Here is a 13,167-nt window from a genome sequence, read left to right as displayed (position 1 = left end):
CGGGCGCATGGTCTCCGAGGTCAAGAAGACGGGCCGCGACATCGACACCGCGTTCGCCCTGCACACCACGGTCCGGGACGGGCGGATCACCCGCTACCACCTCTACGAGGACACCTACGCCGTCGCCAAGGCCTACTTCGGCGACTGACGACCTGGCAGGCCCGCCGGGTCACCCGGCCGATCCAGTACGGGGCGCGAGAACTGCGGCTCAGCGATACCGTCGTGGTGCCTTGCTCGGTGACAGGACGACAAGGCTCGGGCCGCCCCCGCACAACCGCGCCCTGGTTCGGGGGCGCCCGCCCACGCCCCAACGGCGCGCTGAGTGGGGTCGATCTTGTCGGCGCACGAGGTCGGGTCGCCGCGAGGGCTTCAGTCGATCTGGATGTCGAGCTGTTCCGCGACGGTGGTGAGGGCTGTTCCCAGTGGGAGGGCGACGCGGGTGACGGCGTCGCGGTCGCCCCGTGTCGGGTCCCGGTTGACGATCAGTACCGGTTTGCCGGTCTCGACCGCCTGACGAACGAACCGGAGCCCGGACATCACCGTCAGTGAAGAGCCCAGGACCAGCAGCGAGGTCGCCGCGCGGACCAGCGCGCGGCAGTGCTCGACCCGTGGCGGAGGGACGTTCTCGCCGAAGAACACCACGTCAGGCTTGAGGATGCCCGCGCAGAGCGTGCAGGGCAGGACTCGGAAGTCTCCGACCTGTTCGTCGGTGAGGTCGGCGTCGCCGTCCGGGTTGATCACTGCGGCCACCGGATCGAAGCCCGCGTTGGCCTCCTCCAGGCGTTCTGCCAGTTCACGGCGCGGGCTGAAAGTGCCGCAGGAGAGGCAGACGACCCGCTCCAGGCTTCCATGGAGCTCCACGACCTTCTCGCTGCCGGCGGTCTGGTGCAGGCCGTCGACATTCTGTGTGATCACACCAGTGAGCAGACCGCGCTGCCCGAATGCGGCCACGGCCCGGTGCCCGGCATTGGGGCGGGCTCGGCCGAAGGTGCGCCAGCCGAGATGGCTGCGTGCCCAGTATCGACGTCGGGCCTGGTCGTCGGCGGTGAACTCCTGGTAGGTCATCGGCGTGTGCCGGCTCAGGCTCCCGCCTTCGCCCCGGTAGTCGGGGATACCCGACTCCGTGGAGATGCCCGCCCCGCTGAGTACCAGCACGCCGCCGGTGTCCAGGGCATCGGTGACCGGCTCCAGGTCCGTGGTGGCCGACGGCCAGTCCCGGGTCGGGGCCCAGGAGAGAGTGGGGCGCATGCGCATGCCGTCAGAGTACGCAGGGGGCCGCCCTCAGGTTCTCTGTCGCGCGGCGGCTTGGACGCGGCCCCGGCTGTGAGGACGTGCGCGTGTGCTCGACGGCGAATGGCGCCGCAGCCGTGACCCGAAAATCGCATTTTAGGCAGCTTTAATGCTGTAATTCTGGCAGGAGCGTCGCCAGAACTATCGGATCCGGCGTCCGATCTGCACGGAAGGCTCGCAGCGAGTGACCGTCAGCGGCCCTGGGAGGGCGCGGGCGAATCACACCGGCGCCAGGAGGAAGACTTCTCGATGACCCGGCCCGAAGACCCGCGCACCGCGGCGGCCCGGATGTTCGCCGAGGCCGGCGTGTTCGGCGAGCTTCTGGCCGGGATCGAGTGGGCGGCGACGCCGCTCGGGTCCCCCGAGTCCTGGCCGGGGCCCCTCGTGGACACCCTGCGCCTCATGCTCACCTCCGAGCACGGGATGGCCCTGTACTGGGGCACCGAGTTCGCCACGCTGTACAACCTCGGCTCCTCACCCATCGTCGGCGCCAAACACCCCTGGGCACTCGGCAGGCCCTACAAGGACGTGTTCCCGGAAGTCTGGGCCCACCCCGTGAGCTCCCACTTCCACTATGTGATCGACACCCGCAAGTCCCTGCTGATCCCCGACGAGCCGCTCATCATGGAGCGCCACGGCTATCCGGAACAGTGCTACTTCGACTCCTCCTTCCAGCCCGTGCTGCTGGACGACGGCACCGCGGGCGGTGTTCTCCAGATCATCACCGAGACCACCGGCCGGGTGCTGGGCGAGCGCCGGCTGCGCCTGCTGAGCGAGACCGGTGCCCGTACCGCCGGGCTGCCCACCCCGGACGACGTCTGCCGCGTCGTCGCGGAGCTGCTGGGTTCGTATCCCGAGGAGATCCCGTTCATGGGCCTGTACCTGGCCGCCGAGCCGGGGAAGCTGCGACTGGTCGCATCCGCCGGGCTCCAGCCGACGGACGAGGAGTTCTCGCGCAGCGCGGCGGACGGGGCAGAGACCGCGGCCCGACTGGCGCGGGTGGCCGCCGAGGGTGCCCCTGCCACGCTGCCCGCCACCGCGCTCACCGACGGCGACACGGCCGGGCGACACACCGCCGCCTCCTGGCTCCCCGTCGAGGAGGCGCTGGCCCTGCCGCTGGACTGCGCGGGGCAGATGGGCGGCGTCCTGGTCGTGGGCGTCAATCCCTGCTTCCCGCCGGCCGGGACCTACCGGGACTTCCTCGAGGTGCTCTCCGCCGCTGTCGCCGGGGCGCTCACGGCCGCGCTCGCCCACGACGAGCAGCGCCGGAGGGCGGAGGCCCTGGCCGAGCTGGACCGGGCCAAGACCACCTTCTTCGCCAACGTAAGCCATGAACTGCGCACCCCGCTCACCCTGCTCCTGGGCCCGCTCCAGCAGGCCCTGGCCGACGAGGCCCGGCCCGAGCGGCGCGAGCAGCTGGAGCTGGCCGAGCGCGGCGCCCTGCGCCTGCTGAAGCAGGTCAACACCCTCCTGGACGTCGCCAAGGCCGGGGCCGGGCAGCTACGCCCGACCCTGGAGCCGGTCGACCTCGCCGCTGCCACGGCCGAGCTGGCCGGGGTGTTCCGCTCCGCCTTCGAGGCGGCCGGGCTGACGCTGGAGGTGGACTGCCCGCCGCTGCCCGATCCGGTGTCCCTGGACCGGGAGATGTGGGAAAAGATCATCCTCAACCTGCTCAGCAACGCCCTGAAGTTCACCTTCACCGGCGGCGCCCGGGTGCAGGTGGCTGCGGCCGGCGACCGGGCCCGCCTGACTGTGACCGACACCGGCACCGGCATCCCCGCGAGCGAGCTGCCGCGCCTGTTCGAGCGGTTCTACCGGGTCCGCGGCGCCCGCTCCCGCTCCCACGAGGGCAGCGGGCTCGGCCTGGTGCTGGTGAAGGATCTGGTGGAGGCGCACGACGGCACCGTCAGTGTGGACAGCCTTCTCGGGCAGGGCACCACCGTCACCGTGGACCTCCCTTTCGCCGACGCCCACCGCGCCCCTCCAGCCCCGCCCGCGACCGGCGTCGCGCCCTCCGGGGAAACCTCCGGAAAGGGCGCCCGGCCGGGCCGCGCGGCGGCCTATGCGGACGAGGCAATGGGCTGGCTGACGCCTGACCCCGCCGGCTCTGCGGCACCCGCACCCATCCCGCATGCCCCCGCGAACCAAGGCGTCCCTCAGAGTCCCGACCCGCCCGAAACCGACCGGCCCCGCCTCTTGGTCGTCGACGACAACGCCGACATGCGCGCCTACCTCACCCAGCTCCTCCAGCCCGACTACGAGGTGCTGCCCGCCGCCGACGGCCGGGCCGCCCTGGAGATGGCACTGGCGCAACCGGTGGACCTGGTGCTCAGTGACGTGATGATGCCCCGCATGGACGGCTTCGAGCTGGTCCGGGCGCTGCGCGCCGACCCACGCACCGCGCGCCTGCCCATCGTCCTGCTCACCGCCCGCGCCGGCGAGGAGGAATCCGTGCAGGGCCGCCGGGCCGGCGCCGACGACTACCTGGCCAAACCCTTCTCGGCGCGCCAGCTGCTGGCCCGCGTCCGCACCGGGTTGGAGCTGTCGCAGCTGCGCGAACAGGTCCTGACCGAGACCCGCGACCAGCTCGCCGTACTGGCCTCCCTGGCCGACGCGGGCCTGCGGCTGTCCGCCACCCTCGACCCGGACCAGATCCTGGAGACCGCCGGCGAGATCCTGCTTCCCGACTTCGCCGACCAGATCAGCATCCACCTCACCGACGCGAGAACCGCCCCGGCGCAGGCGCCCCCGGCCTACACCGCAGGCGCCCCCGTGCTCGCCCGCGAGGCCCTGGCCACCGCCGCCACTCAAGCGATCAACGGAACTGCCCCGGCCCCAGCGGGCCCGCACCCGTCACCCGCTTCCACACTGGCCCTGCCGCTGCACGCTCACGACCGGACGCTGGGGGCCTTGGTACTGGTCCGGCAGGCCGGCTACGACGCGGTCGAACACAAGTATCTGGAGAACCTCGCCCATCGCCTGGCCCTGGCCTACGACAACGCCACCCGCTACCGCAACGAGCGCCGCCTCGCCCTGACCTTGCAGCGGGCCCTGCTGCCCCACAGCCTGCCCCACGTGCCCGGGGTACGCCTGGCCACCCACTACGGGGCCAGCACCCGAGGCGCCGAGGTCGGCGGCGACTGGTACGACGTGCTCGCACTGCCCGACGGCGGGGTGGGGTTCGCCATCGGCGACGTCATGGGCCACGACGTGGATGCCGCCATCGTGATGGGCCAGCTGCGCTCCGCCCTGCACAGCCTCGCGATGGAGGGCGCCGGCCCGGCCGAGGTGCTGGCCAGGCTCGACGCATACCTGCAGTCGATCGCCACCGAACGCTTCGCCACCTGCCTCTACGCGGTCTACGACCCCCACCGTCACCGTCTGCGCTACGCCGCCAGCGGTCACCTGCCGCCCCTGCTGATAGCCGCCGACATCTCCTATCTGGAGCTGCCCCCGGCGCTGCCGCTGGGACTGGGCAGCACCCCGGTCGACCACGAGGTGGCGTTCCCGCCCGGCACCAGCCTCCTGCTGTACACCGACGGCCTGGTGGAGAACCGTGCCCTGTCCCTGGACGGCTGTCTCGCGGCCCTGCGGCAGACCTGCGCCACGCTGCCCGCCACCGCCCGCACCGACCCCCAGCAGATCACCGAACGGGCCCTGGAACTGCTGAACACCCCCGACCGGGTCGACGACGACACCGCCCTGCTCGCCGCCACGGCGGAACCATCGCCCTGAACCGGCGCCCCGCAGGTCAGTCGGAGGGCAGACCCTGCTTCTCCGGTACGGCGTCACCGGCGGGGGCGTCCCCGCGGCCGTAGTGATGGGTGGTGAACATGTAGAGCAGGCCGGTGCCCACGACGACCGCACCGCACAGCAGGACGATCCAGTTCTCCCACCAGGACTTCTCCGGGGAGCGGGCCCAGGAGATGTTGATGATGGCGAGGATGCCGTAGACCAGCGCCGCGACGTTCACCGCGAGACCCCACCGCCCCAGGGTGAACTCACCTGCCGGGCGCCGGCCCTTGAGCCGGGCGCGGAGCGCGGCCAGGACGACCATCTGGAACGAGCCGTAGTTGCCGAGGATGGCCAACGAGACGATGTTGGTGAGGGCGTCCTCGGAGCAGTGAGGCGAAGGCGATGAGCAGCGGGATCGCCGCGGACACGAACAGCGCGTAGCCCGGCACCGCGCGGGGGTGGGAGAACCGTCGCAGCAGCTGGTGCCCGACGATCATCTCGTCACGGGCGTAGGAGTAGATGAGTCGCCCGGCGGCGGCCTGAAGACTGATGGTGCAGGACAGGAAGGAGATCAGCACCACGGCCATGACCAGTCGGGCCCCGGTCTCGCCCATGGCGTCGTACAGCACGTCCACCACCGGGTCGGCCTGCTCGCCGGAGATGATCGCGTTGAAGTCCGTGACCGACAGCAGCAGCGACATGCAGGTGAACGTGGCCGCGGCCCCGCCGATGTAGATGGTGCGGCGCAACGCGCGGGAGATGACCCGGCCGGGGTGGGCGACCTCCTCGGCGGTGTCGCCGCACGCCTCGAAGCCGTAGTACTGGTAGAGGCCGATGATCGCGGCGGCCAGGAACGCAGGCAGGTAGGAGCCGTTCTGCTCGATGCCGTAGGTGTCGCCCACATGTACACCCAGCCGGTCATCCACGCCCAGCGCTTCCCCCACAGCCGCCGGGCCCACGGGTAGACGCCGCCTGCGATGGGGTACTGGGCGACGACCTCGCCGAAGATCAGCGCGACGAGGAACTGACCGCAGCCGGCGATCAGGAACGCCCAGACCATCGGCGGTCCGCCCTCGACGATGGCGGTGCCGAAGAGGGTGCAGGTGCTCACCAGGGGGAGAGGTAGGTGAAGCCGAGGGCGAAGTTCGCCCAGGGGCCCATGTCCTTGCGGAACTCCGAGCCGGGCTCTCCTGCCGGGACGTCGGACGCGGGTGCCGGCGGTTGGGCACCGGTCATCGCCGCGCCCCGTGTCCCGCGGTGAGCAGGTCGGCGGCACGTTCGGCGGCGAGCAGGACGGTCACCATGGGATTGATGGTGGGCATCGTCGGGAACACCGACGCGTCGACGATCCGCAGGCCCTCGACGCCGCGCACCCTCAACTCCGGGTCGCGGACGGCCATCGGGTCGTCCGGGCGCCCATTCTGCACGTGCCTGCCGGGTGGTAGACGGTGTGTGCCGCACGGCTGCCGTACTCCGACAGGTCGGCGTCGGAGACGACGCCCGGGCCGGGCGCCACCTCGCCGGCGAGCCAGTCGCGCAGCGGGTCGGTGGCGGCGACCTCGCGGGCGCTCCTCAGTCCGTCCACGATGGTGCGCTCGTCATGGCCCTCGGGGTCGGTGAAGTACCGGAAGTCCAGGGCGGGGTGCTCGGCGGGGTTGGCGCTGCGCAGCCACATGCGGCCGGTGGAGCGGGCACGCGGCACGTTCGGCGTCATGCACACCCCGTACTGCCGGCCCGCTGCCGCCCAACTCCGGGACGCCCAGGCCGCGCAGGTCGTCGGCCGGGCCGATACCGGACAGCATCAGCAGGCGCGGAGTGTCGATGGCGCCGGCGCACAGCAGGAGTTCACGCTCGGCGCGCACGGTGGCCGGCTCGCCGTCGTCGCCGCGGACGGCGACGCGGGTCGTCCGCCCCGACTCGTCGGCGAGGAGCCGGTGGGCCCAGGTCTCCAGCAGGAGCGTGAGGTTGGGCCGGTCCAGGACCGGGTGGAGATAGGCGACGGAGGCGGAGGAGCGCAGGTTGCCCTCCGGCTGGTGGGCCAGCGAGAAGAATCCGGCGCCGTCGGGAGGACCCGGGTGGGCTAGAGATTCGGCGGGGATGGCTGACCTGGGTGTTGATCCGCCGGTTGGGGCGGTGCGAAGGCGAGTTGGGCTCTGGCCCGGACTACGCCGAAGCGGTGGCCTGACCTGGCAGCGGTCGATGCCGTGCGCGAGAACGCCGGCAGTGGCATGTGATCAGCCGCGCAACCGTAGGGTGCGCAGCCTCGACGGCGAATGCGAGCTGCTCGTGACGAACGGCGTTGCGCCTGCCGACCTGGTCACCCGTAACCGACAGGGCGCCGAGGCCGGGCTGCGGCCGTGGCCTCCGGCATTCGCGCACGGCGACCTGCAGATCGATCACGTTTTCGTCGACGGCGACGAGGTCACCGGCATCATCGACTGATCCGAGGCGGGCCGGGGCGACGCCCTGTACGACCTCGCCACCCTGACGCTCGGTCACGAGGAGCACCTCGGCGACGTCATCGAAAGATGCCGGGCAGGCGTCGGGTATGCCTCCAGGGTTCAGTCGCCGACGGTTCCGGCGTCGATGCGCCGGCCGCGCTGGGTGTCCACGACGATGGGGATGCCGTTCGGGATCTGGCCCTCGAGCCGGTCGAGCAGGGACTGTACCGGCGGGAGGTCTTCGGGGGAGCGGACGTGGATCTGCATGGTGCGCGATGCTGCCTGGACACTGGTGACGGATGCGCCGGGCGACTGGGCGAGCCACTGTTCGGCGGCGTCCTTGGTCCGGCTGGTCCAGACGTCGATCAGGAGGGTCAGTGCGGTGTTGGCCGTGAGGGGCACGAACACGACGACGAACAGCAGGCCCAGGGCGGCGTAGGCCCTGCGCGCGGGCCGCCCAGTGGCCTGGTCGTGCTGGGCGTCGTAGCTGAGCGCGCCGAAGATCATCATGCCGCCGAAGATCAGGGCGAAGAAGTTGGACACGAACAGGACCAATGCGCCCAGCGCGAGCCAGCCCGCCAGATGCCCCAGGCAGACTCCGACCACGACGAGCGGCGGGACCAGAGAGATGGCGATCGCAACCCCGGGCAGCACGGCGCCGACGTCCCGCCGGGCGAGCGCCACCGCGCCGGCGAAACCTGTCGCCAGGGCGGCGATCAGATCCATCAGCCCAGGCGACGTACGGGACGCGATCTGGCTGTTGGAGAGCAGGTCGTAGTTGCCGGGGAGCACGAGGGAGAACACCACACCGACCGCGATCACCAGCGTGCAGGCGGCCAGGACGACCTTGGCCGATCCGGTCCGTCGGCGCTGTACCGAGCCCAGGGCGATGCCCATGATCGGAGTCGAGAGCGGCGCGATGATCATCGCGCCGATGACCGTGGCCGTCGAGTCCGTGAGTACTCCGCCGGCCGCGATGACCGACGACAGGGTCAGCATGGTCCAGAAGGCCGATCGTTTGGACCTGGTGTCCCCGGATGACAGGTCCAGATCGTGCGCCAGTTCGTCCAACGAGCGGCGCTGGGAGGTGGGCAGGATCAGGGCGCGAACTCGGCTGAGCATGCCTTACAACCAACCACGAGGGCCCTGATGGCGGTGGACAGGACACGGTTCGTGCGAACAAGTACGGCTTCTTGAGCCCGCCGGCCGTGGGGCCGGTCCGCGAGTACGCGGTGGAGCCCGTGACGAGGGCGGCGGCGGGGTACGGGCCGACGTGCAGGGGCAGGGTGGGTGGGGCGTGACCGTGGTCGGGAGGTGTGTTCGCCGGTGGCTACGGCTTGTTCCCGGCCCAGGCGCCGGCGCTCGGGGTGGGCGTGCCGGTGCCGGTGCCGGTGCTGGTGCCGGTGCGGGAGAGTGCCTGCTGGTCGGCGAGGGCGATGGCGAGTTCGCCGGCCGCGTTGGGGTGCAGTGGTGCGTTCGCGTCGAGCCCCTGGACGAAGGGCTGCTTGCTGCAGAGCCGGTGGCCGTCGAAGTGCTGGGGCACGGCGGTGAAGCCGAAGGTCTGGGCGCCCTGGCGCAGTACGGAGTTGAGTTCGTCGAGGCGGTATTTGAGGGTCTTGGTCTTGGCGGTGGTGATGTTCTGGTTCTTGAGGCAGTCGAGTCTCTCGCCGAAGGGGTTGTAGTACTCGTTGATCAGTACCCGGGGGTGCTGGGGCAGTGCGGCCAAGTTGTCGAGCAGGTCGTAGTAGTCGGCGCTGAACGCGTTGATCTGCTGCTGGAAGTAGGCGGTGGACGCCTTGTCGTCGCAGGTCTTCGCGGCGGCGCAGAGCGCTGTCATGGTGGACCAGTGGATGTCGTTGGCGCCGATACTGACGATGATCACCGAGGCTTTCGTGGCCTTCAGGGCGACCGCGAGCTGGGGCGGGACCTCGGTGGTGCCGCGCTGCTGGGGGCCGAGGAGGCCGTCGCGGACGGTGGCGCCGCTGCAGGCCAGGTTGAGGGTGTTCCAGTTGTTGGCCGCGGCGAGGTAGACCGCGTAGGCGTCCTTGCTGCGCCCGCATGCCTTGTCGGTGGGGGTGGGGTCGTCCAGCGGGGCGTTGCCGATCCCGGCGGCGGTGGAGTCTCCGAGGACCACCGCCTGGACTCCCGGCCGGGCGGGTGCGCCGACGGCCTGGACCGGCGTGGGCGTGCTCGGTCCGACCAGATCCTCGATGCCGCGGACTTGCCGCAGCGCGGCGGGGGTGGCGGAGGCCAGGAGGTAGACGCCGAGGGCGTTGAGCGCGCACACGCCCGCCACGGCGACGCCGAGCATTTTCAGCATCGTCGTTCGGCTGGAGCGGCGGATGCCCGCGACGGCGATGGCGATCAGTGCCGCGAATCCCGTGGCGACAAGCGTCTCCCACAACAGGTAGCGCGTCCAGGCGGCAGTGAGCTGCCGGCTCAGGTCCGTCGCGGCGGCCTCGGCGCCTCCCGGCTTGGTGAGGGCGGTTGCCTGGGCGTTGAAGGAGATGTGGGTGAGTTTCAGGCGTGGCCGGATCGGGCCTTCGAAGCGGGGCTGGGTGGGGATGACCTGGCCGAAGAGCTCGAGTTCTCCTGGTCCTGACATGCTCAGGTCCGGGGTGGCCGCGCCCACCTGCACGGTCTGGCCGACCGGGGTGACGGTCTGCAGGGGGGTGACACGCACCGACAGCCAGACGGACAGCGCGGCCACGGCCAGGACGGCGGCGGCGTACCCGAGGACGGTCGGTATCCGGCGAAACCACGGGCGCATACGGGTCCTCCGCTCGGCCTGCGTCCGGGGGCGGCCCATCGGTATGTCCATGGGGCGGGCTGTGGACATTGCTGGTGCCCCGGCGTCGTGCCAGGGGTGTGACAGTACCCCTCCGGGGCGTCGTGCATGCGGCCAGCCGTGCTGCGCGGCCCGGTGCTGGGACAGCCCCGGGCGGAGCGGGCCGGTCAGCGGCGGAGAGCCGCGAGTTCGGCGTTGAACTGTGCTCCGGTGAGCAGGGCAAGGTTGGAGATCCACAGCCAGACGAGGAAGACCACGATGCCCGCGAGGGACCCGTAGAGGCGGTCGTAGGCGGCGTAGCTGGTGTAGAGGGTGAAGCCGGCGGAGGCCAGCAGCCACAGGACGACGGCGAGCAGGCCGCCGACGGCGCGGTGGCGCAGGCCGTAGGCGGTGGTCTGGCCGGAGCGGAACAGCACCAGGACCAGGACGGTGGCCAGGCACGCAAGCAGCGGCCACTTCCCGATGTTCCATGCCGCGATGCCGACGCCGTCGACTCCCAGGATCCGGCCGGCAGTGCGGGCCGCGTCGCCGGTGAGGACCAGGGCCAGGGCACTGGAAACGAGCAGCGTCAGCAGGAGGAGCGCGGTGAGCACGGTGAGGGGGGCCTGCTTCCACAGCGGGCGGCGGTCCTTGACGCCGTTCATGGCGTGCAGGGCCCGGCGGAAGACGCTCAGGTAGCTGGAAGCCGACCACAGGGCGCCCACGGTGCCGAAGGCGGCCAGCAGCCGTGCCGGGGTCTGCTGGTCGGCCATGCTGTTCAGGGCGCGCAGGATGGCTGGGCGGGAGCGCGCCGGGACGACGGTGGCCACCTGGTCGGCGAGGTGCGCGGCTGCGGGGGTGTCGGCGACCCCGATCAGTGAGACCGTCACGAGCAGGGTGGGGAAGATGGTGAGTACCGCGTAGTAGGTGAGCGCGGCGGCCCAGTCGGTCGCGTCCTCGTTCCACAGGGCCGCCGGTGTCCTGCGCAGCGCGATCCACCAGTGGCGGCGGCTCCGTACAGCCGTCGGGTGCGGGTGCGGGTGGCGAGCCGGGGGATATGCCGACTGGTCGGTGGTCACACAGTGTCCCGTCGGTGAACGCTACGTGACGGCCCGGGGCGTCACGTCGCTGGGCCCGGGGCACGGGCGGGCGGTTGGGTGGGCGCTGCGGATGCTGGACGGACGGGGCCAGGGTACGCGCGCCGGAGGCCGCCGTCAGCAGGGAGTTCGGAGCGGGACCGGGTGAGCGGACACGCTTGATCTACCGGATGCTGGTGCATCACCCCGGTTGGCGAGGCGAGAAGAACGGCTTCAAGGAGCGAGACTTCGCTGAGCTGCTGGACGCTGCCCACCAGCAGCTCGGCGGGAAGATCGTGCTGGTCTGGGACAACTCCACCCAGCACAAGGACACGCTGATGCGCGAGTTACTGGCCGCCCGGGAGCAGTGGCTGACCGTCTTCCGTCTGCCGGCCTACGCGCCGGACCTGAACCCGGCCGAAGGTGTGTGGGCGAACTTGAAGAACGACCTGGGCAACCTTGCGGCCTGCGCCGTCGACGCCCTCGCGGCTCTCACCCGCACCCGGCTGAAGAAGATGCAGTGCCGTCCCGGCCTCCTCGACGGCTTCATCACCGAGACCGGCTTCACCTGGACGCTGCCATGACGTCACCCCGAAGCGAAATCCTCAGTTGTGTACTGGACGAAGGTGTTGCCGGCCCACCCCTCCGGGCGGGAACCGGGAGGGGTGGGCCGACGGTGGTCAGACGTTGACGCCGAAGTCAGCGGCGATCCCGGCCAGGCCCGAAGCGTAGCCCTGGCCGACCGCCCGGAACTTCCACTCGGCGCCGCTCCGGTACAGCTCGCCGAAGACCATCGCCGTCTCGGTCGAGGCGTCCTCGGACAGGTCGTAGCGGGCGATCTCGGCGCCGCCGGCCTGGTTGACGACCCGGATGAACGCGTTGCGGACCTGCCCGAAGCTCTGACCCCGGTTCTCGGCGTCATGGATGGAGACCGGGAAGGCGATCCGGTCGATCTCGGCGGGCACGGTGGCGAGGTTCACCTTGATCGCCTCGTCGTCGCCCTCGCCCTCACCGGTGAGGTTGTCGCCGGTGTGCTCAACCGAACCGTCCGGACTGGTGAGGTTGTTGTAGAAGACGAAATGCCCGTCGGAGGCCACCTTGCCGGAGCCGTCGAGCAGCAGAGCGGAGGCGTCGAGGTCGTAGTCGGTGCCGGTGGTGGTGCGCACGTCCCAGCCCAGCCCGACCAGGACGGCCGTGAGGCCCGGCGCCTCCTTGCTGAGCGAGACGTTGCCGCCCTTGGACAGGGAAACTCCCACTGCGTACTCCTTCTTAAGGCGTTATGTCGAGCTTAATGCGTTATGTCGAGCCGGAGGCCCGGGACCAGAAATCTACATCACTGTAGAAAATGAGGACGGCCGGCACCGCCTCGCGGTTCGGCCGTGTCGCGCCCGGCCGGAATGTGTTGCGCCCCGTGAAGTGGCCGGTCAGTCGCGGGAGTTGCCGAAGAGGAGGCGGTAGCCGATCAGGAGAACGAGTGCGCCCGCGACGGCCGACCCCCATGTGGCGGCGTCGAAGAATTCCCGTTCCACCGGCCGGTCGAGGAACTTCGCCGACAGCCAGCCTCCGATGAAGGCGCCGGCGATCCCGATGATTGTCGTGCCGATGAGTCCGCCCGGGTCGCGTCCCGGAAGGATGGCCTTGGCGATGGCCCCGGCGAGAAGCCCCAGCACCAACCATGCGATGACGCCCATGTCCCCACTCTCCTTGTGTTGTTCGCTGTCCCTGAGGCCCGCGGAAGTGCATGTCCGGGCACCCTATCTTCTACACTCTTGTAGATGGCGCGATGGTGGGTCCGAGACGCGCTGGACGGCCGTGGGGCGTCCATACGATGTCCGGTCGGCAACCGGGGCGGCAGCGC

General features: G+C 70.8%; 10 protein-coding genes and 4 pseudogenes. 3 read left to right on the top strand and 11 right to left on the bottom strand.

Annotation, left to right across the window (positions count from 1 at the left end; all coding sequences use genetic code 11):
- Window positions 1-369: 369 nt before the first annotated feature.
- Complete coding sequence (locus tag AC3ETA_RS46975; RefSeq protein WP_432199027.1) at window positions 370-1,254, bottom strand: NAD-dependent protein deacetylase; 885 nt, start codon at window positions 1,252-1,254, stop codon at window positions 370-372.
- A 285-nt stretch (window positions 1,255-1,539) separates the two neighbouring features.
- Between AC3ETA_RS46975 and AC3ETA_RS46970 the strand changes: the two genes are divergently transcribed.
- Window positions 1,540-5,025 (top strand): SpoIIE family protein phosphatase, encoded by a 3,486-nt coding sequence (locus AC3ETA_RS46970; RefSeq protein WP_432199026.1) that lies wholly within the window; start codon window positions 1,540-1,542, stop codon window positions 5,023-5,025.
- A gap of 16 nt (window positions 5,026-5,041) precedes the next feature.
- Here AC3ETA_RS46970 and AC3ETA_RS46965 read toward each other — a convergent pair whose 3' ends face one another.
- From AC3ETA_RS46965 to AC3ETA_RS46945, 5 genes and pseudogenes are all read right to left on the bottom strand, one after another.
- Window positions 5,042-5,380 carry a hypothetical protein gene (locus tag AC3ETA_RS46965; protein WP_432199025.1) on the bottom strand — a complete coding sequence of 113 codons (339 nt, stop codon included), beginning with the start codon at window positions 5,378-5,380 and terminating at the stop codon, window positions 5,042-5,044.
- Window positions 5,292-5,951, bottom strand: a complete 660-nt coding sequence (locus AC3ETA_RS46960) for an amino acid permease (protein WP_432199024.1) — start codon at window positions 5,949-5,951, stop codon at window positions 5,292-5,294. The genes AC3ETA_RS46965 and AC3ETA_RS46960 overlap by 89 nt, the downstream gene beginning before the upstream one ends.
- Before the next feature lie 29 nt (window positions 5,952-5,980).
- Window positions 5,981-6,085, bottom strand: a pseudogene (locus AC3ETA_RS46955) (hypothetical protein); the annotation flags it as partial.
- A gap of 47 nt (window positions 6,086-6,132) precedes the next feature.
- On the bottom strand, window positions 6,133-6,261 hold the full coding sequence (locus AC3ETA_RS46950; RefSeq protein ID WP_432199023.1) for a hypothetical protein: 129 nt from the start codon (window positions 6,259-6,261) through the stop codon (window positions 6,133-6,135).
- Window positions 6,258-7,088 (bottom strand): annotated as a pseudogene (locus AC3ETA_RS46945) (GMC family oxidoreductase); the annotation flags it as partial. The gene AC3ETA_RS46950 and the pseudogene AC3ETA_RS46945, both read right to left, overlap by 4 nt.
- Here AC3ETA_RS46945 and AC3ETA_RS46940 point away from each other — a divergent pair.
- Window positions 7,045-7,546 (top strand): annotated as a pseudogene (locus tag AC3ETA_RS46940) (phosphotransferase); the annotation flags it as partial. The pseudogenes AC3ETA_RS46945 and AC3ETA_RS46940 sit on opposite strands and share 44 nt — an antisense overlap.
- A gap of 40 nt (window positions 7,547-7,586) precedes the next feature.
- Here AC3ETA_RS46940 and AC3ETA_RS46935 read toward each other — a convergent pair.
- The 3 genes from AC3ETA_RS46935 to AC3ETA_RS46925 form a co-directional block, all read right to left on the bottom strand.
- Window positions 7,587-8,588, bottom strand: a complete 1,002-nt coding sequence (locus AC3ETA_RS46935) for a TIGR00341 family protein (RefSeq protein WP_432199022.1) — start codon at window positions 8,586-8,588, stop codon at window positions 7,587-7,589.
- A 208-nt stretch (window positions 8,589-8,796) separates the two neighbouring features.
- Window positions 8,797-10,236, bottom strand: a complete 1,440-nt coding sequence (locus AC3ETA_RS46930) for an SGNH/GDSL hydrolase family protein (protein ID WP_432199021.1) — start codon at window positions 10,234-10,236, stop codon at window positions 8,797-8,799.
- A 185-nt stretch (window positions 10,237-10,421) separates the two neighbouring features.
- The gene (locus AC3ETA_RS46925; RefSeq protein ID WP_432199020.1) at window positions 10,422-11,312 is read right to left on the bottom strand and encodes a YihY/virulence factor BrkB family protein; all 891 of its coding nucleotides are present in this window, start codon (window positions 11,310-11,312) and stop codon (window positions 10,422-10,424) included.
- A gap of 161 nt (window positions 11,313-11,473) precedes the next feature.
- Here AC3ETA_RS46925 and AC3ETA_RS46920 point away from each other — a divergent pair.
- A pseudogene (locus AC3ETA_RS46920) lies at window positions 11,474-11,893 on the top strand (transposase); the annotation flags it as partial.
- 96 nt (window positions 11,894-11,989) lie between these two features.
- Here AC3ETA_RS46920 and AC3ETA_RS46915 read toward each other — a convergent pair.
- Window positions 11,990-12,565 (bottom strand): TerD family protein, encoded by a 576-nt coding sequence (locus AC3ETA_RS46915; protein WP_432199019.1) that lies wholly within the window; start codon window positions 12,563-12,565, stop codon window positions 11,990-11,992.
- 168 nt (window positions 12,566-12,733) lie between these two features.
- Entirely contained in the window at window positions 12,734-13,000 is a 267-nt protein-coding gene (locus AC3ETA_RS46910) for a GlsB/YeaQ/YmgE family stress response membrane protein (RefSeq protein ID WP_432199018.1), read from the bottom strand.
- Between the last annotated feature and the right edge of the window lie 167 nt (window positions 13,001-13,167).

It is taken from the genome of Streptomyces sp. bgisy027 (assembly GCF_057710365.1).
This window is presented reverse-complemented; position numbering and strand designations above follow the sequence as displayed.

Excerpts from the sequence above, each read along its gene's own strand:
- AC3ETA_RS46975 (WP_432199027.1), bottom strand. The coding sequence starts at position 1,254 with ATGCGCATGCGCCCCACTCTCTCCTGGGCCCCGACCCGGGACTGGCCG.
- AC3ETA_RS46970 (WP_432199026.1), top strand. The coding sequence starts at position 1,540 with ATGACCCGGCCCGAAGACCCGCGCACCGCGGCGGCCCGGATGTTCGCC.
- AC3ETA_RS46950 (WP_432199023.1), bottom strand. The coding sequence starts at position 6,261 with ATGACCGGTGCCCAACCGCCGGCACCCGCGTCCGACGTCCCGGCAGGA.
- AC3ETA_RS46935 (WP_432199022.1), bottom strand. The coding sequence starts at position 8,588 with ATGCTCAGCCGAGTTCGCGCCCTGATCCTGCCCACCTCCCAGCGCCGC.
- AC3ETA_RS46930 (WP_432199021.1), bottom strand. The coding sequence starts at position 10,236 with ATGCGCCCGTGGTTTCGCCGGATACCGACCGTCCTCGGGTACGCCGCC.
- AC3ETA_RS46910 (WP_432199018.1), bottom strand. The coding sequence starts at position 13,000 with ATGGGCGTCATCGCATGGTTGGTGCTGGGGCTTCTCGCCGGGGCCATC.